General features: G+C 55.3%; 22 protein-coding genes and 1 pseudogene. 16 read left to right on the top strand and 7 right to left on the bottom strand.

Annotated features, from left to right (window positions below):
* Positions 1–32: 32 nt before the first annotated feature.
* Positions 33–866: a shikimate dehydrogenase family protein gene (locus tag G403_RS0111600; protein ID WP_027854146.1), complete on the bottom strand. Its 834-nt coding sequence runs from the start codon at positions 864–866 to the stop codon at positions 33–35.
* Between the two features lie 242 nt (positions 867–1,108).
* On the opposite strand from G403_RS0111600, the gene G403_RS23080 reads away from it, so the two are divergent.
* The 7 genes from G403_RS23080 to G403_RS0111565 all read left to right on the top strand — a co-directional run bounded on the left by G403_RS23080 (position 1,109) and on the right by G403_RS0111565 (position 8,710).
* Positions 1,109–2,854 carry an FAD-dependent oxidoreductase gene (locus G403_RS23080; RefSeq protein ID WP_036233564.1) on the top strand — a complete coding sequence of 582 codons (1,746 nt, stop codon included), beginning with the start codon at positions 1,109–1,111 and terminating at the stop codon, positions 2,852–2,854.
* Positions 2,841–3,458 (top strand): NIPSNAP family protein, encoded by a 618-nt coding sequence (locus G403_RS0111590; RefSeq protein ID WP_027854145.1) that lies wholly within the window; start codon positions 2,841–2,843, stop codon positions 3,456–3,458. Before G403_RS23080 ends, G403_RS0111590 begins: the two co-directional genes overlap by 14 nt.
* 63 nt (positions 3,459–3,521) lie before the next feature.
* On the top strand, positions 3,522–4,340 hold the full coding sequence (locus G403_RS0111585) for a sugar phosphate isomerase/epimerase family protein (RefSeq protein WP_027854144.1): 819 nt from the start codon (positions 3,522–3,524) through the stop codon (positions 4,338–4,340).
* Positions 4,341–4,582: 242 nt separating this feature from the next.
* Positions 4,583–5,578, top strand: coding sequence for a tripartite tricarboxylate transporter substrate binding protein (locus G403_RS0111580; RefSeq protein ID WP_027854143.1), 996 nt, complete (start codon positions 4,583–4,585; stop codon positions 5,576–5,578).
* A 131-nt stretch (positions 5,579–5,709) separates the two neighbouring features.
* Positions 5,710–6,513 (top strand): IclR family transcriptional regulator, encoded by an 804-nt coding sequence (locus G403_RS0111575; RefSeq protein WP_027854142.1) that lies wholly within the window; start codon positions 5,710–5,712, stop codon positions 6,511–6,513.
* Between the two features lie 190 nt (positions 6,514–6,703).
* The gene (locus G403_RS0111570) at positions 6,704–7,171 is read left to right on the top strand and encodes a tripartite tricarboxylate transporter TctB family protein (RefSeq protein ID WP_027854141.1); all 468 of its coding nucleotides are present in this window, start codon (positions 6,704–6,706) and stop codon (positions 7,169–7,171) included.
* A gap of 24 nt (positions 7,172–7,195) precedes the next feature.
* Positions 7,196–8,710, top strand: a complete 1,515-nt coding sequence (locus tag G403_RS0111565; RefSeq protein ID WP_027854140.1) for a tripartite tricarboxylate transporter permease — start codon at positions 7,196–7,198, stop codon at positions 8,708–8,710.
* 57 nt (positions 8,711–8,767) lie between these two features.
* On the opposite strand, the gene G403_RS0111560 is transcribed toward G403_RS0111565, so the two are convergent.
* Complete coding sequence (locus tag G403_RS0111560) at positions 8,768–9,430, bottom strand: GntR family transcriptional regulator (protein WP_027854139.1); 663 nt, start codon at positions 9,428–9,430, stop codon at positions 8,768–8,770.
* 211 nt (positions 9,431–9,641) lie between these two features.
* On the opposite strand from G403_RS0111560, the pseudogene G403_RS25875 reads away from it, so the two are divergent.
* The 3 genes and pseudogenes from G403_RS25875 to G403_RS23070 all read left to right on the top strand — a co-directional run.
* Positions 9,642–10,076, top strand: a pseudogene (locus G403_RS25875) (VOC family protein); the annotation flags it as partial.
* 75 nt (positions 10,077–10,151) lie between these two features.
* A complete protein-coding gene (locus tag G403_RS25870; protein ID WP_425411707.1) occupies positions 10,152–10,466 on the top strand; it encodes a VOC family protein in 315 nt (104 codons plus the stop codon).
* A gap of 12 nt (positions 10,467–10,478) precedes the next feature.
* The gene (locus tag G403_RS23070; RefSeq protein WP_036233561.1) at positions 10,479–11,318 is read left to right on the top strand and encodes a sugar phosphate isomerase/epimerase family protein; all 840 of its coding nucleotides are present in this window, start codon (positions 10,479–10,481) and stop codon (positions 11,316–11,318) included.
* A gap of 28 nt (positions 11,319–11,346) precedes the next feature.
* Here the strand turns inward: G403_RS23070 and G403_RS0111545 are convergent, their stop codons facing one another.
* Positions 11,347–13,209: a bifunctional sugar phosphate isomerase/epimerase/4-hydroxyphenylpyruvate dioxygenase family protein gene (locus G403_RS0111545; RefSeq protein ID WP_027854138.1), complete on the bottom strand. Its 1,863-nt coding sequence runs from the start codon at positions 13,207–13,209 to the stop codon at positions 11,347–11,349.
* 277 nt (positions 13,210–13,486) lie between these two features.
* On the opposite strand from G403_RS0111545, the gene G403_RS0111540 reads away from it, so the two are divergent.
* The gene (locus G403_RS0111540) at positions 13,487–14,422 is read left to right on the top strand and encodes an AEC family transporter (RefSeq protein WP_027854137.1); all 936 of its coding nucleotides are present in this window, start codon (positions 13,487–13,489) and stop codon (positions 14,420–14,422) included.
* A gap of 45 nt (positions 14,423–14,467) precedes the next feature.
* Here G403_RS0111540 and G403_RS0111535 read toward each other — a convergent pair whose 3' ends face one another.
* Both G403_RS0111535 and G403_RS0111530 read right to left on the bottom strand, forming a co-directional pair.
* Positions 14,468–15,133, bottom strand: a complete 666-nt coding sequence (locus G403_RS0111535) for a GntR family transcriptional regulator (RefSeq protein ID WP_027854136.1) — start codon at positions 15,131–15,133, stop codon at positions 14,468–14,470.
* A 146-nt stretch (positions 15,134–15,279) separates the two neighbouring features.
* Entirely contained in the window at positions 15,280–16,128 is an 849-nt protein-coding gene (locus tag G403_RS0111530) for a shikimate dehydrogenase family protein (protein WP_027854135.1), read from the bottom strand.
* 314 nt (positions 16,129–16,442) lie between these two features.
* On the opposite strand from G403_RS0111530, the gene G403_RS0111525 reads away from it, so the two are divergent.
* The 4 genes from G403_RS0111525 (at position 16,443) to aroQ (ending at position 19,743) form a co-directional block, all read left to right on the top strand.
* Positions 16,443–17,462, top strand: coding sequence for a DctP family TRAP transporter solute-binding subunit (locus G403_RS0111525; RefSeq protein WP_027854134.1), 1,020 nt, complete (start codon positions 16,443–16,445; stop codon positions 17,460–17,462).
* 86 nt (positions 17,463–17,548) lie between these two features.
* The gene (locus tag G403_RS0111520) at positions 17,549–18,022 is read left to right on the top strand and encodes a TRAP transporter small permease (protein ID WP_027854133.1); all 474 of its coding nucleotides are present in this window, start codon (positions 17,549–17,551) and stop codon (positions 18,020–18,022) included.
* A gap of 1 nt (position 18,023) precedes the next feature.
* On the top strand, positions 18,024–19,292 hold the full coding sequence (locus tag G403_RS0111515) for a TRAP transporter large permease (RefSeq protein ID WP_027854132.1): 1,269 nt from the start codon (positions 18,024–18,026) through the stop codon (positions 19,290–19,292).
* A gap of 16 nt (positions 19,293–19,308) precedes the next feature.
* Complete coding sequence (gene aroQ, locus G403_RS0111510; RefSeq protein ID WP_211232678.1) at positions 19,309–19,743, top strand: type II 3-dehydroquinate dehydratase; 435 nt, start codon at positions 19,309–19,311, stop codon at positions 19,741–19,743.
* Between the two features lie 66 nt (positions 19,744–19,809).
* On the opposite strand, the gene G403_RS0111505 is transcribed toward aroQ, so the two are convergent.
* Positions 19,810–20,097, bottom strand: a complete 288-nt coding sequence (locus G403_RS0111505) for an encapsulin-associated ferritin-like protein (protein WP_027854130.1) — start codon at positions 20,095–20,097, stop codon at positions 19,810–19,812.
* A 97-nt stretch (positions 20,098–20,194) separates the two neighbouring features.
* Positions 20,195–21,691, bottom strand: a complete 1,497-nt coding sequence (locus tag G403_RS0111500) for a protein adenylyltransferase SelO (RefSeq protein WP_245578305.1) — start codon at positions 21,689–21,691, stop codon at positions 20,195–20,197.
* Between the two features lie 161 nt (positions 21,692–21,852).
* Between G403_RS0111500 and G403_RS24520 the strand changes: the two genes are divergently transcribed.
* Positions 21,853–22,983, top strand: a complete 1,131-nt coding sequence (locus tag G403_RS24520; RefSeq protein WP_051298904.1) for an EF-hand domain-containing protein — start codon at positions 21,853–21,855, stop codon at positions 22,981–22,983.
* Positions 22,984–23,031: the final 48 nt, after the last annotated feature.

The raw sequence follows: 23,031 nt of genomic DNA, 5'->3' as shown, positions 1-23,031 counted from the left end.
CTCCAGAGTCGGTTGGCCGCGTCGCTTACCGTTCAGACTGCGCCCTTTTCCAACAGAAACTCGGTCATCAGATGCTGAACTGCACGGAACATGTCAGCGCCTGTCTGGGTGCCACAACCCAGAGAGCGGGCCGTTTCCAGCAATGGAGTCACCAGTGGTTTGGTGATCACGTCACCGACGAACATGTCGGCGGTAAGGTTTTCCACTTTGACGGGAATAGGATCCGACTCTCTCATACCGCAAGGGGTCGCATTGATGACTACATCCATACCGGTGGGGTCGGCCTCTTCAGCTGTCGTGATGCGGTCGGCCCACTGAGACAGGCGGCTTTTTAGCGAATCAAGCCGCGCTTTATCCAACTCGAACAGCTTCAGCTCAGCCACACCGCTTTCCAACAGCGCATGGGCTATTGCTATACCAGCACCACCGGCACCGACCTGCAGTACTTTCTTGCCCTCAAGCGCACATCCGTTTTGGCGTAACGCTTCCACATATGCAGCGCCATCAAACATGTCGCCATAAAAAGAGCTATCTTCACGACGGCGTATGCAGTTCACGGCGCCCAGCAACTTGGAACGCTCGGACACTTCATCACAGGCCTCAACCGCCGAAATTTTGTGCGGCACGGTGATCAGAAAGCCGCCGATATTGGGCATCTTGCGCGCCATGGCGAAATATTCAGCACAGTTTTCCGGCAGTACATGGGTCGGCACCACTATGGCATTACAACCGTTGCTCTGCAGCGACTCGGTCATACCGGCCGGAGATTTCACCTGAGCGATGGGCGAACCCACGATCGGGATGACCTGGGTGGTGCCATCCAGCTGAATGCTCAATTTCTGAATAGTTGCATCGGTGATTGTCATCGTTGATCTCCGGAACGCTTGCTTATTGTTGAGGGGAGCGCGGCATGAATGCACCGAATCCTGAACAGGATCCGTTCTCGCGATGGAATGAATCATGATCCAAAACAGAACTCTGTTCAAGTTTTTTGTTTAAATCTATTTTGAAGGGTGTTATCTTTCAACCATCGATAAGGGCAAATCCGAGTCACCGGGCTCGACTAGCGGCCTACAGCCGCTGCCAAAACAAGAAAGAGCAGAAACCGATGAGCACCCCATCAATAGAATGCGATCTTCTCGTGGTCGGCTCCGGCGCATCAGGGCTGGCAGCCGCCGTCCGCGCCGCCTGGTTGGGCCAAAAGGTGATCGTGATCGAAAAGGAACCTGTATTCGGCGGCACCTCTGCGTGGTCCGGGGGCTGGCTTTGGGCGCCGCGCAACCATTTTGCGGTAGAAGCCGGCATCGTCGAATCAAAGGAGGTGGTTAGCAGGTATCTGGAAAATGATCTGGGTAAATACTTCGATGCGCCTCGCGTAAACGCCTTTCTTGATGCCGTCCCGGAGATGGTTCGCTTTTTCCATGACAACACCAGCCTCCAGTTCGTACCCGGCAATGCCATTCCGGATTTTCACGGCTGGGTGGAGCACGCCGGCACCGGTGGCCGTAGCGTGACCGCCGAGCCTTTCGATGGTCGCGCCCTGGGCAAGCAGATGGACCATCTGCGCTCGCCGCTGGCCGAGATTAGCTTTCTGGGTATGGGTATCGCGTCAGGGCAGGACCTGGCCCACTTTCTTAATGTCATGCGTTCACCGAAATCCAGCTGGTATGTCACCAAGCGGGTAACACGCCACCTGTGGGACCTGCTGACGCGGGGCCGGGGCATGCAGCTGGTAGCGGGCAATGCACTGGTTGCACGGCTTGCTAAATCAGCACTGGATCTGGGCGTCGAGATTCGGGTCTCCACCGGTGCCAAAAAGCTGGTGCGTGATTTCAGTGGGCGGGTTGCCGAAGTTGTAACCGACTCCGAACAGGGCGGCACCCAGTCAATTATTGTTCGCAGCGGTGTCGTCCTCGCCTGTGGCGGCTTCCCCCATGATGCGGAGCGGATCAAGCAATTGATGCCTCACTGCCCCAACGGCTTTGAGCACTACTCGGCGGCACCCAAAACCAACACCGGTGATGGCTTGCGCCTGGGTGAAGAGATCGGCGCATCGATCAACACGGAGCTGATGGCACCCGCGGCGTACGCGCCCGTATCTATTGTGAGAAAAGCCGACGGCGAGACCGTTCACTTCCCTCACCTGCTGGAGCGAGCCAAACCCGGTGTGATTGGTGTTCTCAGTAACGGCAAGCGATTCGTCAACGAAGCCAACTGCTACTACGACTACACCACCGCTCAACTATCGGCCACCGACGCGGGCCAGCCCTCCATCTCCTGGCTGATCTGCGATCACGCATTCATGCGCCGGTTTGGCCTTGGCAATGTCCGTCCTTTCCCGCTGCCTTATCGCCACCATTTGCGTTCCGGCTATCTAAAGCGGGGCCGGAACGCGACCGAGCTTGCCCACGCCTGCGGCATTGATGCGGCCGGGCTGGAACAAACGCTGGCAGAGTACAACCGCGCCGCCAGACAGGGTGAGGACCCGGCCTTCGGGCGGGGCAGTACGCCCTATAACCGAATCTCCGGTGATGCAACCAATCAACCCAACCCCTGTGTACGCCCCATAGAGAAGGGCCCGTTGTATGCCGTGCAAATTGAGCAGGGCAGCCTGGGCACCTTTATGGGACTGCGCACCGACCAGCATGCCCGTGTGCTGGATAGCAGGGGTGAGGTTATCCCCGGGTTGTACGCAGCTGGAACCGATATGGCCAGCATCATGGGGGGCAGTTACCCCGCTGGGGGAATCAATCTCGGTCCCGGGATGACCTTCGGCTACATCGCGGCAAACCATGCCGCCAATCAAACGCGATCGACCACATTACCCGAGGAGCATAACGATGAAGCGCTATGAAATCGCCACGCTGACTATCTATATGGGAACCACAGCCAAAGCCGCTGACGCGGTAAAGGCGTACACCGATTCCCCCGAGAGCAAAGGCACGCTGCTGGGCTGCTGGTTCTCCGATATTGGCCAGCTCAACCAGCTGATCATTTTCCGTGGCTTCGACAGCGCCGAGGATCTGGAGGCCGAGCGTGAGAATGTACGTCGCAGCAGCAACCCGTTCGGCTGCGCTGAGTTTATGACCAATATGTCACTGGAGAGTTACGCGCCCTTCCCGTTCATGCCCGCCGTCACTCCCGCCGAAGAAGGTCCGATCTATGAGATCCGGACCTATCAACTCAAGCAGGGCGGCCTGGAGCCGACCATTGATGCCTGGGAGAAAGCAGTACCTAAGCGCAGCGAATTTTCCCCCCTCACCATCGCCATGTACGCGGTGGATGGCAGCCAGCGCATTACCCACATCTGGCCCTACAGCTCTCTGGAAGAGCGCACCAAGGCCCGTATGGATTCCGTTAAAGCGGGTGCCTGGCCACCGGTGGGCGGTCCGGACTGGCTGGAGCTGGATATGAAATCCACCGTCGCCACACCGACCCCTGTATCACCGCTTAAATAAGTTCGCCTTTTGCAGCCTGGCAGGAAGCGTCCTGCCTGAGCTGCATTTTTATCGGAGACCGTTATGGCCCACTCACACCCCTTTGCCCTTGGTCCTCTCACCGTGCTGGATCTGCAAGCGCCTGAGATCGTCAGTATCGCTGCCGATATCGGATACAACGCCGTGGGCCTGCGCCTGGAGCCAGCCACCCCTGGTGGTATCTATCACCCGCTGATGGAAGACAGGGCGCTGCTAAAAGAAACTGTTGCCCGGATGCGGGATACCGGCATAGAGGTGTTCGACCTGGAGATCGTTCGGATCAACAAACAGTTCAACCCGGCGGGCTACAGCCAGTTTTTCGATACCGGGGCCGAGCTCGGCGCGAAGTGCATTCTGGTGGCCGCGGATGACCCGAACATCCCGCGCTTCAGCGAAAACTTTGCCGCCTTCTGCGATGCGGCGGCTCCCTATAACCTGAAACCCAACCTGGAGTTCATGCCCTGGACTCAAGTGAAGGACCTGAGCTCGGCGATCGATATCCTAGCCGCGATCAACCGCCCCAACGCGGGTGTTCTGATCGATGCGATTCACTTCGATCGTTCCAACAGCCTGGTTGACGATATTGAACGCGTGCCGCTAAGCCAGCTGCACTATGCTCAGATCTGTGATGCCCCGGCGGAAAAACCGGCCACCGAAGCGGAGATCATCCGCGCCGCCCGCGAGGAACGTCTGCTTCCCGGCAGCGGCGGCATCCCTCTGAAAGAAATATTCTCACGCCTGCCGGAGGATCTGCCGATCTGTGTCGAGGTCCCCAACGCCAGCCTGGGTGACTCGCCGACCCGAGCGAAGGCCGCGTTAGCTGCGACCAAGGCCTTTTTCGCCGATCATTTCGGCCAGGCGTAAAGCCATGAAGGTATGTGGTACCGGTCAGTTCGGAAGCGGCCTACGTCACCGGACCGACCCTCCTGACAGACGGGGTTACTGCGATACCCCTCTGGGCCTGATTCCAGGCTTACCCAAGGCGTGAGACACGTCATCGCACAAAAACCGGAACTTTGTTCCATAAAAGTATTGCGTTTAACAAAACTAAACGCTTTAATGATCCAGCGATCAAACTCAATAATTAAAAACAGAGGACGCAACTGATGAACCGGAAATCGATCTTCGGTCTCGCCGCCGCCGCCCTGATGGCTACCACCGGTGCTTTTGCAGAGTATCCGGAGAAAAATATCCACGGCATCATCCAGTGGGGTGCCGGTGGTTCAACCGACACAGTGACTCGCACAGTCAGCAAGCTGGCCGAGAAGCACCTGGGTAAAGAGATTGTACTGGTCAACCGCCCGGGCGGTACCGGCGTAATCGCTACAACCTACGTGAACAGCCGTCCTGCCGATGGTTATACCCTGTTGTTCGGTGCTGAAAACCCGCAGCTCTACGGAGTAATGGGGCTGTCCGACCTCAGCTACAGCGATTTTTACCCCGTCAACGTACTGGCCCGTAACGTTCCTGTTATCCTCACGCACAAAGATGCGCCCTGGGATACCATGAGCGAGCTGCTGGAATACGTTCAGGCCAATCCTAACGAAGTTAAAATGGGTTCAACCGGACCTGGCGGTCTGTCCTTTGTTGTCGATAACATGATTCAGGGCGTCACCGACTTTGACGTCAAAAGCATCCCGTTCGACGGTACAGGCCCCGGTGTAACCGCGCTTCTCGGCGGTCACGTTGACTTCATGCCGGTTGGTCTGTCCGCCGCCCGTGAAAATATTCGTGCAGGCCGCGCCAAAGCACTGGCTGTTCTGTCCACTGAGCAGATTGAAGGCTTTGAGAACACCCAGCTGATCACCGATGTGCTGCCGGAATTTAAGCAGTACCTGCCCTGGGGGCCTTTCTACGGCGTGTTCGTCAAGAAGGATGCCCCGGATGATGTGAAGCAGAAACTCTCAGAAGCCTTCTCTAAAGCGGTTAAAGAGCCGGAATTTCAGAACTTCCTCAGCAACTTCGGCGCTATCGAGGTAAACCTCAGCGGCGAAGAAGCCACCCAGTGGCTCAACCGCTGGCAGTCAGTGACAACCTGGCTGCTGCAAGACGGTGGTGCCGCCAAGGTATCGCCGGAAGAGCTGGGTATTCCACGCCCGTAAGGGAGATGCACAGCGAAAACCGCGCCTTATGGCGCGGTTTTCATTTCCGGGCCGCCTACCCTACACTGGCGAGTGTTGCGAGCCGGGCATAAATCAGGCCAAATACTCTTAAAAAACCCAACGGAAATACTATGGCAGCAAGCTTACTCTCACGTGCACTGGGCATCTTTGAACTGCTGGCGCAAACGCCTCGCGGCGTGGGCCTCCAACTGATAGCCGATACTATCGATATGCCCAAAAGCGGCGTTCACCGCATTCTCGGGGAGATGAACAAGCTTGGCTACGTCATTCAGGATGAAACCAGTGGGCAATACCGACTGACTCACCGGATGGCCGATATGGGGATCCAGCATCTGGCCAGCTGCGGCTTGATTGATGCGACCCAGCCCCAGATCGACGCGCTGGCAGCACACTGTCAGGAGCTCGTGCGACTGGCGATTATTGATCGAGGTCGGCCGGTTTTCATGGTCAAGGCGCAGGGCGCAACCAGTGCCCTGAAATACGATCCGGAATCCGGCGGCGACGCGCCGCTTTACTGCACGGCTACAGCCTTTGTCTGGTTGGCCAGTTTCAGCGACGACGAGGCGATCCGCCTGATCGCTGCCCAAGGCCCTATTGATCCTTCAACCCACGGCCCCGCTTGCCCAAGCAGCTTCGCGGACGTACTGGAACATCTCAAAGCGACCCGCAAACGCGGTTTTGGTAAAGTCATCAACATGTCGTCACCCGGCATGTCCGCCATCACTGTTGGCATTACCGGCCCAAGCAGCGGCAAGATCGTTGCCGTGCTCAGTATTGGCGGCCCCACTGCGCGCCTGACTGAAGCGCGTATGGAACAGCTCCTGCCCGCACTTCAAGCCACAGCGAAAGAGCTCGAAGCCAACCTCGAACTGGTTGAATACCTGGAAACCCTGGCACTTAACGACGCCGTCTAACCCCTTCCTACTACGTTAAAGCTGAAATATTGACCCTCAAGGGATCAACAATCAGCCCCTTCGTCTTGACGCCAACATAGGAATATTATTCAATACCAGAACATAGTTCTGTTTTTTAACAGGCGTGGCCGTCTGGTAAAGACTGACGGTCCAACTCCTATAAGTACTAAAATAACGACCGGGACACGCTATGAAGTTCATACGCAAACTCCATCCGGGTGAAATCGTCACCAGCTGGCTGTTACTGGCTTTCAGCCTATTCGTACTCTATCAGGCCTACCGCATCTCCGGCTTTTCCGGACTCAGCAGCGCCGGGGCATTCCCCATCGGTGCGGCCACATTGATGTGCCTCTCGATGCTGTACCTGGTAATCGACAACCTTAGAATCGCACGTAAAACCGAAGGCCACGGCATGGGGTTCTTCGAAGTCCTCGCCGAACTCGTGCCACTGCGCATCATCCTGTTCACGGCTCTGATCGTCATCTATATGCTGATCCTGCAACCTTTGGGCTTTTTGATCAGCACCCTGCTGTTTCTTATCGCCGGCTTTATTTTCCTGGGCGGTGCAGGCCCTGTTAAGTCGATCATCATCGCCCTGGTTTCCGTAGGTGCTATCTACGGAGTGTTCCATTACCTGTTTCAGGTCATCCTGCCCTGAGCCCGGTTGAAGGAGGCACATTTTATGGCTGAATCCATGTTTGGTTACTTCACGATGGCCTGGCTGGACCCCTCTCTGCTGGCATTGACCGCTCTGGGGACACTGGCCGGTATCTATGTGGGCGCGATACCCGGTCTTTCCGTGACCATGGCGGTATCTATTCTTATCTCTTTCACCTTCTCCTGGGATGTTAACGATGCCCTGGCGCTGATGGTTGGTGTGTACATCGGAGGTGTATACGGCGGATCGCGCTCCGCGATCCTGCTTAACATCCCGGGTGCTCCTTCAGCGATTGCCACCTCGTTTGATGGCTTTCCGCTGGCCAAACAGGGCTTGGCGGGCCAGGCGATCGGCATCACCACCGTGGTTTCGGTCATTGGGGGTTTTGTCGGCATCGCTGTATTGGCAATGGCTGCACCGGTGGTTTCCGATGTGGCGTTAATGTTTGCCCCCCGTGATTACCTGCTGCTTGCACTCCTTGGGCTGCTACTGGTCAGCTCCCTGTCCGGCGAATCACTGGCTAAGGGTATTTTCTGTGCGGCCCTCGGCGCCTGTATCGGGATGGTCGGCATGGACCCGATGACCGCGGAGGGTCGCTTTACCTTCGATACCGTAATGCTGCTTGGCGGTATCCCCTATGTGGTCGCAATGATCGGCTTCTTCGGCGTTTCCGAAGCGCTCTATCAACTGCACCATATCGGTCTGAAACCAATAAAGCAGGATGTATCGAAGATCATTCCTTCCTGGGATGTGGTCAAAAAGTATATTCCGCTCTCTATCCGCACCTCAGCCATCGGTGTTTTCATCGGCGCCCTGCCCGGTACCGGTGGCGATATTGCGTCGCTGATGGCTTATGACCACGCCAAGCGTTCAGTGAAAAACCCGTCCAAGCCGTTTGGTAAAGGTGCTTATGAAGGCCTGGTTGCGCCGGAATCTGCAAACAATGCTGCCGTAGGGGGTGCTTATATCCCGATGCTGACATTGGGTATGCCCGGTGATGCGGTTACGGCGGTCTTTATCGGCGCGCTCTATATTCACGGCCTGAACCCCGGCCCCATGCTGATGCTGGAAACGCCGCATCTATTCTGGTTCACCGTCGGTAACCTGGTGTTGGCGAACATCTTTCTGCTGATCTTCGGCCTGACCGGTATCAAGGTATTCGCCAAGATGGTGGAGATGCCTAAAGGTCTGCTGCTGCCGCTGATTATTATCCTGTCGGTGGTGGGCGCTTACGCTATCAACAACAACATCGCGGATATTTTCTGGCTGCTGGGCTTTGGCGTGTTTGGCTACTTCCTGAAGATGGCAGGCTTCCAGGTGGGTCCCATCATACTGGGTGTCATACTCGGTCCCTTGATGGACACCTCTTACCGCCGCGCCATGATCTCGGTGGGTGACAGCCCCATGGGACTGATGGGAGAGCTGGTCACCAACCCGGTGTCGATCATCCTTTCGCTCTGCGTCATCTTGCTGATTGTTTCGCAAACGCCGTTGTGGAAGTCGATCAAAGCTCGACGCGCCGCCGGCAAGTCTGCGTAATCGCCTCTAACGCCCTGTCCCCCAGGGCGTTTTTCTGTCTTTTTTCAATCCGGGTGATTAACGGTTGGGGAAGAGCGTCTCGATCACCCGCTGGTTAGAGCGGGAAATATGTTCTCTCAGCAGCGCACAGGCCCATTCTGCATCCCGGTTGAATGCCGCTTCCACGATCAGCTCATGATCGTCCGCAACCGTTGGCCGATCGACTTGATTGATCAAGGCCAGGCAACGGAAGCGCTCGGATTGGTCATAGAGTGTCGAAATAAACCGTAGCTGCCAGCGAGAGGGGCACCTGGCAATCAGGGCCAGATGAAAACGCCGATTTTCTCTGATCATCTCCACTGCATGGTGTCGATAGCTATCGCGCCCCGCCCGGCGGACCTGAAGCTCCCGGTGCCGGGCACCCGCGATATCCGCTTCCCAGTCCAGATCGCCATTCTCAATCGATTGCCGGAGCGCATCAACCTCCAGCATCTCCCGCAGCCGCGCCACATCGACAAACTCCTCTATGGAGATGGGCGCTGCCCAATAGCCACGCTGCCCTTTACGAATCACCAACCCCTCTGCCGCCAGACTTGATAGCGCCTCTCGAACCGGGGCCGCACTGGCGGCGTAACGTTCGCCAAGCTGCGCAATCGACAGCTTGCAGGCAGGCTCAATTGAGCCATCCAGAATGTCATTGCGTAACTGGGTCAGAGTGCTGTTAGCGTCTGGTGAACTCATGGGGACTACCGCCGTATCAGATTATCCGCTTTAGGATATCACACCGAAGCTTTTAGCTTATAATTACCATTAAATAGTATCTCTTTAAGTAGATACTATCTATTTACAGACGTATCATAGAACTAATCAGCCGTTGTTCTATGCCGTCGGCCCCGCTCTCCTATACTGGAAGAGCAGGTCTTTTAGATGATAACCAAGGAGCACACCGGGCATGCCTGAGGATTATTTCGCGCAAAGCAGTGGTGAGAGCCCTCCCCCATTTGCCGGGCTCGAGTTTATTGAGCTGGCCACCCGCAGTCCGCAAGCGACTGCCGAGTTTCTGGAGGCATTGGGGTTCGTTGCCATCGCCCATCATCGCAGCAAAGCGGTGACTCTGTTCCGCCAGGGGGAGATTAATCTGGTTGTGAACGCATCGGAGAACAGCTTTGCCAGCGCGTATGCAGACAGTTTGGGGGCCTCGGTCTGTGCATTGGCTCTGCGCACCGGCAACGCCAGCAGCACGTATCAGAGCCTGCTTGCCCGGGGTGCCTGGGAAGCTGCAACCTCGGCAGGGGCTATGGAGCTGAATATCCCCGCGATTGAATCGATCGGCGGCTCTCAGATCTATCTGGTCGATCGCTACGGTGACGGGATCAACATCTATGATATCGATTTCAAACCGCTCAAGGATGCCCCCAACGACGCGGGTATTCTGGAACGTGTGGCATCGGTGGGTCTGAGTATGTCGCCCGAGCGCATCCAGCCCTGGACGGACTATTACACGCAGCTGTTCGGCTTTACCCCAACGCATGAAAACCGGCTGACACTGGATCGCTCGCTTGAACTGACACTGGAAACCAACCCGGAGAGTGATCTACAGGACGAGCAGATCAGCAGCCTCGTGTTTACCGTCGCGGATCTGGAGAGGGCCCGTGAACGTCTGTCAGAGCGTGGTATCAGGCTGAGCCCAGCCGGTGCGGGACAACCGAAATATCGTATTGAGGCCCCGCTTGAAAATCTTGCGGTAACCCTGTTCATCAGCGCCGACCCGGCTTGAGGATAACGCACCATGGATACCCCAAACTTCTCGATCAGCACTCTGAGCCTGACCGGCTCGCTTGAAGAGAAACTCGCTGCAGTGCGTAGCGCAGGCTTCGGTGCCATCGAGCTCGGTGCTCTGGATCTGTCTGGAGATCCGGAGGGCGTTTCCGGAGCCATCGCTCGCCTTAAAGCCAGCGGACTCAAGATCAGCGCGCTGCAGGAGGTGAAAGACTTCGGCGGACATTCGGGGCGCATCATGGCCTACAAGATGGAGCTGGCCAAGTCACATCTGAAACTCATGGCAAAACTGGGCTGCAAACTGCTGATTGTCACGCCGGCCACGTCAATCCACGTAAAGCTGGACGCCGAAAAAGTTGCTTCAGATCTGCGCACGCTGGCAACCTTGGCAACGCCCAAGGGCATCCGTATCGGTTTAAAGCCGCTCTCCTGGTCGCCCAGTATCAATAACTACACCACCGCCTGGGAGCTGATTCAGCGAGCCGATAACGCTAATCTGAGCCTGGTGATCGACAGCTACCAGTTACTGGCTCAGATGCAAAGTCCCGACACGCTGGACCCGATTCCAGCGTCGGCCATCAGTTTGGTACAGCTTTCCGACTTCGCCATGACATCCGTCCCGCTGGTGGAGGATCAAATCGATATCGCCCGTCACTACCGGCTCTACCCGGGAGAGGGCAGCCATGGCGCTGCGATCAGTGACCTGGTCGCTTACTGCCTGAACAAGGGCTATCGAGGCGATTTCGTCTTCGACGTGTATAACGACAAATATCTATCTCTGTCAGCGGAAGAATCACTCAAGCACGCCCTAAAGGCACGAGACTGGATTCAATCTCGCTTGATCCAATAAGAAAGCGGCCGAAGCCGCTTTTTTCGGATCAGATATCATTCTCTTCGAAATCGTCCTGCAACTCATACTGGCGGGCCTGCGCCGCGAAACGGATATGCGCATTGGCCTCGCCGTAGCGGTTATACCCTTCCTTACGCTGCACCACCTCGAAAAAGACACCATGTGTTTCCACGGTGTAAAAATGGAAGAATTCGCCGCCGGACTCATTACGATCATAGAGGACATTATGCGCCCTCAACTTAGCGAGAAAATCGCTATCCAGTGCGAACTTTGCCTCGATATCCCGGTAGTAGTTATCCGGTATCGCGAGCAGATTTTCTGGCCCCGCTCCAGCCGCCGCGCGAAATATATCCTCACATTCAAACGCGATCTGCTGAAAGCCTGAACCGCGAGAGCGCTGAATAAAACGTTGCGGAGAAGCCTGCCGTGCTTCAGTCATATTGATTGGAATTCTAACCCGCCCGTTGCTGCTCTCAGCGGTGCGGCTTACTACTAACCCATAGATATCAGGCAGATCCTGGCTCGGCTCGATTGTGAAACCAAACAGCGACTTATAGAAGAAAGACGCTGACAGGAAGTCGGTATTGGCGACCGATTGCCCCATATGATCGATACGGGTGAGGCCGATGTCCTCGTACCGTTCAGCGACCGGCACAAAGTCGATATCAAAGAACCGAAACTTCCCGCCCCGTTCAACAAAGTAAACAAGGCTATCCCCCACACCCCGCACCGCCGGGATATTGAGCTCACCCGGGCCCGCCTGATTGGCAAAGCGGCTCAGATGGTATCGATCGGCGCGCTCCAGCATCGCTTTCAGATCATCGGTGGCCAGGGCCACTGCGCACACGGACACACCGTGTAGCTGGAAATGCTCGTGCGCGAGACTCTCCGGCTCGCGGTTCAAGATCAGGTTGATATCCCCCTGACGCATGAGACTGACATTCTTTGAGCGGTGTTTATGGGTTTCACGAAAGCCAAGGCGCTCAAGCAGCGTAATCAGCTCTTCGCCACTATCCCCCTCCACTGCGAACTCGACGAACTCCACATCGGTAATCTGAGGCTCGGGCATATCCGGCTGCTTACTGGTCTGCTCCTCCAGCCAGATCAGTGAGCGGACTCCGTCAATCGCCTTCTCTTTCGGCGAGGAGGAGCGGAACTCGTCGTTGAATATTTCATGCGAGAGGTAGTCGTCGAACCCCTTATCCTTCAGGCACTGAACAAACTCGACAACTGGCAGATCCCCCTGCCCCGGGAAACAGCGGAAATGACGGCTGTATTGAAGGACATCCATCTGCATGATCGGTGCATCCGCCACCTGTACCAGGGCGATCTTGTCGACCGTAATCTCGTTGCGCAGACAGTCCAGCGTATTGCCGCGGGCAAACATATGAAACGTATCCAGGTTGATCCCCAGGTTCGGATGATCAGCCCGCTTCACCAGATCCCAGGCGTCCTCGTAATCGGCTATATACCGCCCCCAGGCAAGCGCTTCGTAGCCGACTCTTAATCCCTCTTTAGCAGCCATTTCCGCAATCTCATGGAGATCCGCTGCACAACGTGCGCGATCATTGCTGGCATGGGGTGAGACATTACTGCACATCAGCAGCCGGTCAGTGCCCAGCTCGTGCATCAGCTCGAACTTCCGCTGGATATAGTAAAGCTTCTGACTGCGCATCGGTTCTGGCATCCCCTCCATATCACGGAAAGGTTGCAGAGCGATAATCTCGAGACCCAGGTCATTGGCCATGCGGCGCACATCGGCCGGGGACCCATCAAACTGGATCAGGTCATTTTCAAAAATCTCGATGCCCTGAAAACCGGCACTCGCCGCCGCTTCCAGTTTTGCCGGTAGTGAACCCGACAGGGTTACCGTCGCCAGTGCTTTCTTCATGCTAGGGATCCTGCCTGTATAGTTGGTGATTATCTTTTTCACCCACTAATGTATATTAATATCCTATATTTTTCACCTGATTGGTCACATCATGTGTTCACATATCGGTTTTATTATAGGTCGGCGCAAATTGCTTATTGGACTTGGCACATGAAACCAAGAAAAATGGGTCGCTCGGGCAGCAATGTTCATCACCTCTGTCCGACGCACACTATCAAGACTCTATACCTCCAACACCCGCATCAACAGGGACACTCAGCTTCAGGGAGCACAGGCTATGCCCGCCGTTTTATCGATAACTGCACCTATTTTTCTGCTCATTGCAATTGGCTATCTTGCGGTTAAATCCCGTTTAGTCGCGCCCGAAGCGATTCCCGGACTGGGTCGATTTGTTCTCTACTTTGCGCTACCCGCGGCTATTTTCTCCACCGTTTCCCGAATGGACTTTGGTGAGATCATCGACCCCTCCTTTGTTGGCGTATATGCCACGGCCTCTCTCTGTTCTTTCATCCTGGGGCTGTTGTTCAGTCTTTATGTACTGCGTAACGGATTAGGCGCGGCGGGACTGAAAGGAATCGGCATGGCCATCCCCAACAGCATGTTCATTGGTTATCCGGTGCTGCTCCAAGTATTTGGCGACCCTCCGGCCAACGCCTTTGCGATGGCGGTGATGGTCGAGAATATCGTCGTTTTGCCGCTCGCTCTGATCGCCATTGAGTATGGATCCGGCAACCGCGCTGATAAGCGCCTGAGCGAGGTCTGGGCCTCGGTGTTTGGCCGCGTAATCCGCAACCCGATTATCCAGTCGATTACGGCAGGCCTGGCGGCGTCAGCGATCGGATTGCAGCTGCCGGGCGCTGTTGATCAATCGCTCGACATGCTGGCTCGGGCTTCCGCAGCCACCGCTCTCTTTGTCATCGGCGGCTCGCTGGTTGGCACACCAATCCGAGGCGAACTCAAAGAGATATCGCCGGTTGTTATTGGCAAGCTGCTGATACACCCACTGCTGGTGGCTTTGATGCTGTGGCTGCTCCCGCCATTCGACCCGGAGCTGGAACTGGCGGCGCTCTTGATTGCGGCGATGCCGATGATGAGCATCTATCCGATTATTGGCGGGAATTACGGCTACGGTAGCCAGTGCGCCAGCATACTGATACTGACCACAGCACTCTCGTTCGTGACGGTCACCGTGCTACTTGCCTTTGTCACCTGATCCGACCGACAAGCCCTTCAATCACAGAAACGAAAACGGCGGTGTTTAGACCGCCGTTTGGTTACCTTTGCTGATATGATCAGCCAGCGCTTTTAATGCGCCCTCCTGATCATCTTCAATCAGGCAGTTCAGCAAGTGGCGATGCTCGTCAGCCACCTCCTGCCCGCGGAACGGCCGTTTTTTCAGGGCGAGTAGCTGATACCGCATAAACTGTTCCAGCACCGAACCATGATAGCGAATCAACTGTTCGGAGCCACAGTTGGACACAATCGCCATATGAAAGTCACGGTCAGCACGCTCCCACTCGCTGACGTTGGCATGCTCATCTTCAATCATCAGCTTTTCCATGCAGCTTAACCGATAATGTGCGCTGATCAGGCGTGCCTTCCAGTCAATGACGTTCGACTTATTCTGAAATGACTTGCGCAGGCCGAGTGTTTCCAGGGTTTCCCGTAGCTCGATCAACTCCTCAAAGTCTTCCAGCGATACCGGCTTAACCCGGAACCCTTTCTGCCCTTCCACTTCAACGAACCCATCCGACGCCAACCGCATCAGCGTCTCTCGCAGTGTATTGACACTGACGCTGTAGGCCCCTCGCAATGCGTTGAGCTTCAGCTTTTGCCCAGGCTGGAGAACACCGGTCATAATGTCATTACGTAGACGCTCATAGGCGGATTCACCTACCAGCTTGCGATCAAGATCGCCATTCATAAGTTTTCTCGCAAACGTCATTTTTATGCCACGCGCAATATTACACTAATCGAGCCTGCGTCGCCCGGATGGCTCAGGCAATAAAAAAGGGTGCACCAGGCACCCAAGAGACCAACGTCAATGACAACGATACGAAACGGCCGAACTCAAATCAGATCACTGACAATATCGAAACGTTTCTTAAACGGCTCCAGTACCTTGGCTGGATCCACTCGCGTATCCATAAATATCTCGTAGGCATCAATTCCCTGGAAGAAAAACAGGTCGAATCCGGAAACGATCTTCAGCCCCTGCTTGTGGGCCGCCAGCAAAAACTCAGTATCCAGCGGTGTATACACCGCATCAAATGCCCAGCGCTGCCCGCCAAACACCGACTCCGGTAGCGGGTTACCGGGGCTCTTGTAATGGCCGACGGGCGTGCAGTTCACCAGGCCGGTCGCTGACCGAGCTGCATCCGGTAGCTCTTGAGCAGAAATAGCCCGCGCTTTTATACCCTCGTTTTCGAGTGCACGTGCAAGGGAATCAGCCCCCTTTGTATCCAGATCGAAGACCAGCACCTCACTGGCACCCAGTTCGCCAAGGGCGAAAGCAACCGCACGCCCTACACCACCGGCGCCAAGTAACAGTACACAGCCCGCTTCTTCGCTGCCCATACGTCCACGGTAGCCGCGGATAAAACCGGTGTAGTCGGTATTCCCCGCATAAATCGAATCGCCGAAACGCAGGGTGTTGGAGGACCCAACCCGCTTTACCGCCGAATTCATCTCTTGCGCGTGGGCGATGGCGACTTGCTTGAACGGATAGGTCACGTTGCAACCGCGGTAGCCCGCAGAACGCATCTGCTCCAGCGTCCGGACGAAGGCTTCAGGGCTGTCTTCCTCGGGATCATGCAACTGATAACGCACCTCGACCCCGTGAAGCTCCCCTAGCATTTCATGCAGTGCGGGTGCACGAGACTGCGCGATTGAACGACCTATCAACCCCAAGTGAACCATTCTTATTCTCCGCCGAAAGACAAACCAAAGCACCCGCCAGGCGGCGATAGCTGACAAACCCAAATTCACGCTACCTGTTCGGGTACGTTTATACGTTAGACTTCGAAATAACCCTACGTCAATAATTTAATTGGCCACTATGAATAATATAGGATATTTTTTCTTTACTCCTACTAACTTGACCATAGTCAATCCAATTGCTAGCCTCCTAGCATCGATAAGCACGCGTCTGTTTAACGACAACCTGTACAACAAAAACCGGTAGCGCCTCCAACCCCATGGAAGCGACGACCCAAAGAAGAGAAGGAAACAGCATGAAATTCTCGACAAAAAAAATAACCACGGCCCTGGCAACAGCTGCTGCAGCCTTAACCCTCCAGGCTCAGGCTGCTGACGTTACCCTGACCCTTGCGCACGTGGATCCCCAGGAATGGACCACATCCAAAAAAGGTGCTGCTGCGACCGTGTTCAAGAACCTGGTTGAAGGTGAGTCTGGCGGCCGCATTGAAGTTAACGTTTACCCGGCCGGACAGCTCGGCGGTGAAACCGAACTGCTGCAGTCTGCCCAGGATGGCACACTGAGCATGGCCATGGTCTCCGGCCCGTTCTCAAAGCTGTGCCCGGAAGCGTCAGTGCTTGAGACCCCCTACCTGTTCCCGTCCGCTCCGGTTGCCTGGGAGGTTCTCGACGGCGAGTTCGGTAAGGAGCTGAGTCAGCACTGTTACGAGAAAACCGGTCTGCGTATTCTCGCTTACGGCGAAACCGGCTTCCGTAACTTCACCAACTCAAAGCGCCCGATCGAGACACCCAAAGATCTGGAAGGTCTGAAGATTCGCGTTATGACCACCCCGCTGTACGTGGAAATGGTTAAAGCGATGGGTGGCCAGCCGACACCAATCTCCTGGCCGGAAGTACCGTCGGCTCTGACCACCGGCGTTGTCGATGGCCAGGAAAACCCGGTCGGCGTTATCTACAACAACAAGTTCTACGAGATGCAGAAGTACATCACCCTGGATGGTCACGTCTATGGCACCGACTTCCTGGTGATCAACGATGATGTATATCAGGGCTTGAGCGATAAGGATCGCGCCACCGTTGATCGCGCCGCCAAGGTTGCGGGGGTTATGGGACGTGCCGTTCAGCAATTCAATTCCGCTGAAGGCCTGACCAAGCTGGCTCAGGAAGGTATGGAGATTACCGCGCCCACCGCCGACCAGCTGGAACAGTTCCGCAGCGCCGCTCAGCCGCCGGTGATCGAGTGGCTCAAGGGTGAGATCGACGAAGCCTGGATCAACAAAGCCCAGGGCGCGGTTGAAGCCGCAATGGCCGACTGACCCAGCGCAACTATACTCTAGCAAGACCCAGTCACCGGGCCGCAGGGCCCGGTGACTTCTACCCTACCTGTATCTGGGACAACCCGATGAAAGATCTGTACTCAAAGCTCCTGTCCTGGTTGACGGGGGGCTCGCTTTTCATCGTTTTTGCCGTCGTTTTGATAAGCAGCCTGACTCGCTACCTGTTCAACTACCCCATTCAATGGAGTGAAGAGGTCGCCCGCTACGCCATGATATACGGTGCAATGTTCGGCACCGTACTGTGCTACATGGAAGATATACACATTAAGTTTGGTTTCCTCGAGAAAGGGGTTCCTGCACCGATACGCCGTGTGCTCGATCTGGTGCTGGATCTGATAGCCCTGGGCACCGGTGGCGTTCTGGCCTGGTCCGGCTACCTGTTCGTCATGAAAAGGGGCGGAATCGATGCGCCGGGCACCGGCATACCCATGAGCGCGTTCCAGTCGGCAATTATTGTTGGCGGTGTCGGATTGGTCCTTGCTGCGCTGATCAAGCTGCCCGATCACCTGAAGTCCAAGACAGCCCAGAGCGAGGATTAACATGTTAGGTTTTATGATTCTGCTGGCGCTGCTGATTCTTGGCAGTCCAATTGCCTTTTCAATTCTGATAGCAGTCCTGGGCTACCTGTCTCAAACTCCGTTTTCTGTCAGCCTGGTCGGCCAACGGTTATTCTCCGGCCTCGACTCTTTCGCCATCCTGGCTATCCCTCTGTTTGTTCTGGCCGGTGAGCTGATGAACGAGAGCGGGATAACGGGCCGCATCATCCGCTTTGCCAATGCCTGTGTCGGCCATATGAAAGCGGGCCTTGCGCAGGTCAACATCTGGGCATCGGTGATTTTTGCCGGCCTCTCAGGCTCCGCGGTTGCTGATACTTCTGCACTGGGCCGTATCTTTATTCCCGAGATGGAAAAAGAGGGTTATCCCCGGGACTTCGCGGCCGCATTAACCGCAGCCTCTTCAGTGATCGGTCCGATGATTCCGCCCAGCATTCCAGTCATCATCTACGCACTGATCACGTCCGGTGTTTCGGTACCGGCACTGTTTCTGGCAGGTGTCGCGCCCGGTATCCTGCTGGCTATTGGCCTGTCACTGTATGTCCGCGCCAAGGCGGCGCACTACGCGCCGATGCATGAACGCCTTTCCTTCAAAGAGCGGATGATTGCCTTCAAGGATGCCTGGGTACCGCTGTTCATGCCGATCTTCATCGTCGGATCGATCCTGACCGGTATTGTGACTCCAACCGAGGCCGCCGCACTGGCCGCCGGCTACGCGCTGATCGCCGGTATGTTTGTCCTGAAAAGCCTGCACCTGCGTGCCCTGCCCAACGTATTTATCCGCGCCATGCGTGACTCCTCCGTCATACTGATCATCATTGGCGTCATTTCCGTCGCAAACTGGCTGCTGACCTTCTCACAGGTTCCCCAGAAAGTCAGTGAGATGGTACTGGCCGAAGTCACCAGTCCCTGGATGTTCCTGCTGGCCGTTAACGTCATTCTTCTCGTTGTTGGACTGTTCCTTGAAGGGATAGCCGCCATGCTGATTCTGCTTCCGATTCTGCATCCCATCGCCATGCAGCTGGGTCTGGATCCGGTTCATTTTGGCATTGTCGTTATCTTTAACCTGATGATTGGCCTGGTGACGCCGCCGATGGGTATATGCCTGTTCGTTTCCAACTCGATCGCCAATGTGGGCGTCGGGGCGATTTCGCGTAGAATCATGCCTTTGTTTATCGTCGAACTGATTGTGCTGGGCATTGTGACGTTTATCCCGGAAACAGTAACCTTCCTGCCACGACTATTCGGCTATTGATCGACTGAAGGGAGATATGCGCTTGAGCAAAACAATTTATGTTCTTAATGGCCCCAACCTGAATCTGCTGGGTAAACGACAGCCGGAAATCTACGGTCACGAGACACTGGCTGACGTGGAAGCGCGGATGGTGGAGAAAGCGCGGGGACTAGGGCTGGAAATCGAATTTTTCCAGAGCAACTATGAGGGCGCCCTCGTCGAAAAAATCCACGAGGCGCGTGATAAGGCAGCAGGGATTATCATTAACCCGGCGGCCTACACCCACACATCAGTCGCCATCCTCGACGCGTTGAACACCTTCGACAATCCCGTTGTCGAGGTGCATATTTCTAACATCCATAAGCGTGAGGCCTTTCGCCACCACTCTTACGTATCCATGCGGGCGGAGGGAATCATCGCCGGTATGGGGACGCTCGGCTATGTAATGGCGCTGGACTATTTTGCCGACTAATCAATCCCGCGCGCATAACCAAAAATACCCGGCAATTGCCGGGTATTTTTATCTCGCTCTGATGTTTTAATCGTGCGCTATCGGTTTATCGGTAAACAGATAGTCACGCAGCTCCTCATCAAACTTTGAATCTCGACGCCGAATCCACTCAAGCACCATCGCCGCGTGCTCTTTCTCCTCATCACGGTTGTGCTTGAGGATCGCCTTGAGTTCTGGATCCTTACAGGCATCCATGCGCTGGTTATACCAATCAACCGCTTCCAGCTCCTCCATCAATGAGACAATGGCACGGTGCATATCCCGGGTTTCATCGGACAGCTCATCAATGGGCTCGTGGTATCCTTCATTCGACATTACGGATCTCCTTTCGATTTAAACCAACTCCCCCAATATATACACTGAAACCGGCACATAACAGTAATCACCACAAAAACTGGCGCTCATGCCCCGCTCATGAAGAACAGGTCAAGCAGATTGCTCCCGCCCAATCCGGTGGCGTACCGGCATAATGGTCCAGCTGCTCATTTTTCTCCGCTGGCGTGCGGAGTAGCGCAAGCAGGTTATTAAGCGGCTTATAATCACCATTATGAGCTTCCCTGATCACCTCCTCGGCCATGTAGTTACGCAGCACGTAGCGCGGGTTAACCGATCTCATCTGAGCCCGCCGAATCGGGTCACTGGCCGCCTCCCGGGCCAACCGTTCCCGGTAGTGTCCGAGCCATTCTGAAAGGCTTCCGTCTGTATCGCACCGACCGCACAGCGAAGCCAGATCCAAGCCATTGAAATCGTTTGCTTCGGTTAACGCGTAGAGAAACCGGTTGATATCGAGCTGACACTCTCGTGCGATACGAAAGAATGCGTCGACGAGCTCCCGGTCCCCTTTTTCTTCGCGTTGAAATCCAAGCCGAGCCCGCATGCGGAGCGCTTCCTGATCGCGAAACTCCTTCATGAAGCCCACCAATGACTGTTCCAGCTCCTTTTGCGGAACCAACGGCACCAGTGCCTGAGCCAGGGCGCTCATATTCCAGAGCACGATCTCCGGCTGACGATCAAACGCGTAGCGCCCCTCATCGTCATTTTTATTAGCAACAAAGCCCGGCTCATATCGATCCATAAAGGTATAGGGGCCGTAATCGAACGTCTCGCCCAGCACCGACATATTATCGGTATTCAAAACGCCGTGGACAAAACCGTAACACTGCCAGAGAGCGACCAGCGAAGCTGTGCGTGATTGGACCGCCTGGTAAAACGCCAGGTAGGGATTGTCCGCTTTACGACACTCCGGGTAGTACCGATCAATCGTGTAATCGGCGAGCTGCTTGAGCTCGTCATACCGCCGACTGTAGAAAAAATACTCGAAGTGGCCAAACCGGATATGACAGGGTGTTACTCGGGCCAATACCGCGCAGGGCTCCATCCCATTGCGTTGGGTAAATTGATCGCTTGCCACCAGACACAGCGCACGGGTTGTGGGAATACCCAGGCCCGCCATCGCCTCGCTGGCGAGGTATTCACGAATGCTGGAGCGCAGAACAGCACGCCCGTCACCGAACCGAGAATATGCAGTCCGCCCTATCCCCTTCAAATGGATATCCCAACGCTCTCGCTTGTCGTTAATCACTTCGCCTAAAAGCAAGCCACGCCCATCACCCAGATCTGGATTGTAAAACCCGAACTGGTGTCCGGTGTACTTCATTGCAATAGGATCAGCCCCTGGCACTGAGACGTCTCCATTGATCTGAGAAACCAGACGATTCGGGTCCAGCTCACACGGATCGAGCCCCAGCATAGCGGCCACAGGAGGATTAAAACTCGCCAGATGGGCCCCCTTTAACGGCTTGATGTCGATCCGTTGATACCAGTGTTCCGGTAATCGCGCATACGAGTTGTCGAAACTGAGCGCTTCCAACCCTTTAGCCATACCCCCCTCCATCAGGTCATCAGGCATTCACACCTCATACCTTACCATTTTACTCAACTATTTTTAAAGTCATGATTAAGCCCACATTAAACATTCGCTGCAAAATGCCGATACAAAGACAATCGGGCGCCCACCTGCCACCCCTTTCTCCGGCCGGAGCCCCACCCATCATTGAACAGGGTGAAAGCATGATTATTAGCAATTCAGATGTCCTGCAAACTGCAAGCCATCATCGAGAAGTGCGCACGGAGTCGTTTGAGCGACTGGAGCATTTTCGGCTGAATGCAAATGGAAACGCGGAAGCCATCGAGGACAAAGGTAATGGGGAGGTCAGCTTGTCCAAACGCGCTCTCAGCCTTGCTGCAGATATTGAGGCGCGCGCACCTGAGGAACAAGCTCCCCGATTCGATGTGAAATCCGGTTTGAAAATAGAGCTCCATCCCGTGGATCAGGCCGTCGCTCCGAGTACTGTCACGGGAAACCCCAAACTTAAGCTTTTCGCCGCAGTTATCGCCTCTCTGACGGGTAAACAGATTGAGCTTTTTGACGCCAGTCGTTTGCAGGCCGGAGGTGAAATCACGAATGAAACTCAGCTTCAGATAAAGCACTCGGCACGCATTGAGCAGGCGACTGTTGCTTCAGATTTTGCCGGCGCTGAAGGGATGCGCTACGAATGGCGTGAGTCGAGGACCGAAATTGAGGAAACGGATTTTAACGCGAAAGGCAAGATCATGACCCAGGACGGGAAAGAGATCGACGTTGATCTAGCTTTGACCATGTCCCGCCGCTATACCGAGAACAGCTCGATGGTCATCACGGCCGGCGCTCAGTTAAAAGATCCGCTGGTCATCAACTATGATGCGCCCTCAGCGGATTTGGACAGCGCAACGTTTAGCTTCGACCTCGATGCCGACGGCACCCGCGAACAGGTGAATCGATTAAAAAGTGGCAGTGGATTTCTTGCCCTGGACAAAAACGGGAATGGGAAAATAGATGACGGCAGTGAACTCTTTGGGGCTCAAACGGGTGACGGCTTTAAAGAACTCGCAGCGTACGATGATGACGGCAATGGCTTTATCGATGAAGCAGACTCTATCTTCAATGAACTCCGAGTCTGGATTCGCCCGACCGACAATCAAAGCGACCTTCTGTCGTTAAAACAGGCAAACGTCGGCGCGATCCATCTGGGGTCTATCGCTACACCTTTTGATATCCGGGACTCGAATAATGAGCTCTTGGGTAAGGTTAGAAGTACCAGCTTTTTCCTGACCGAGCAGGGCCAAACCAAATCAGTACAACAGATCGATCTAAAAATATGACGGAAACCTGATCAACAAACTGACGGTCCACCCAAAACAAAAACGCCT

It is taken from the genome of Marinobacterium litorale DSM 23545 (assembly GCF_000428985.1).
Taxonomy (GTDB): Bacteria; Pseudomonadota; Gammaproteobacteria; order Pseudomonadales; family Balneatricaceae; genus Marinobacterium_D; species Marinobacterium_D litorale.
The sequence above is the reverse complement of the archived record's forward strand: the minus strand, read 5'-3'. Positions and strand labels throughout refer to the sequence as shown.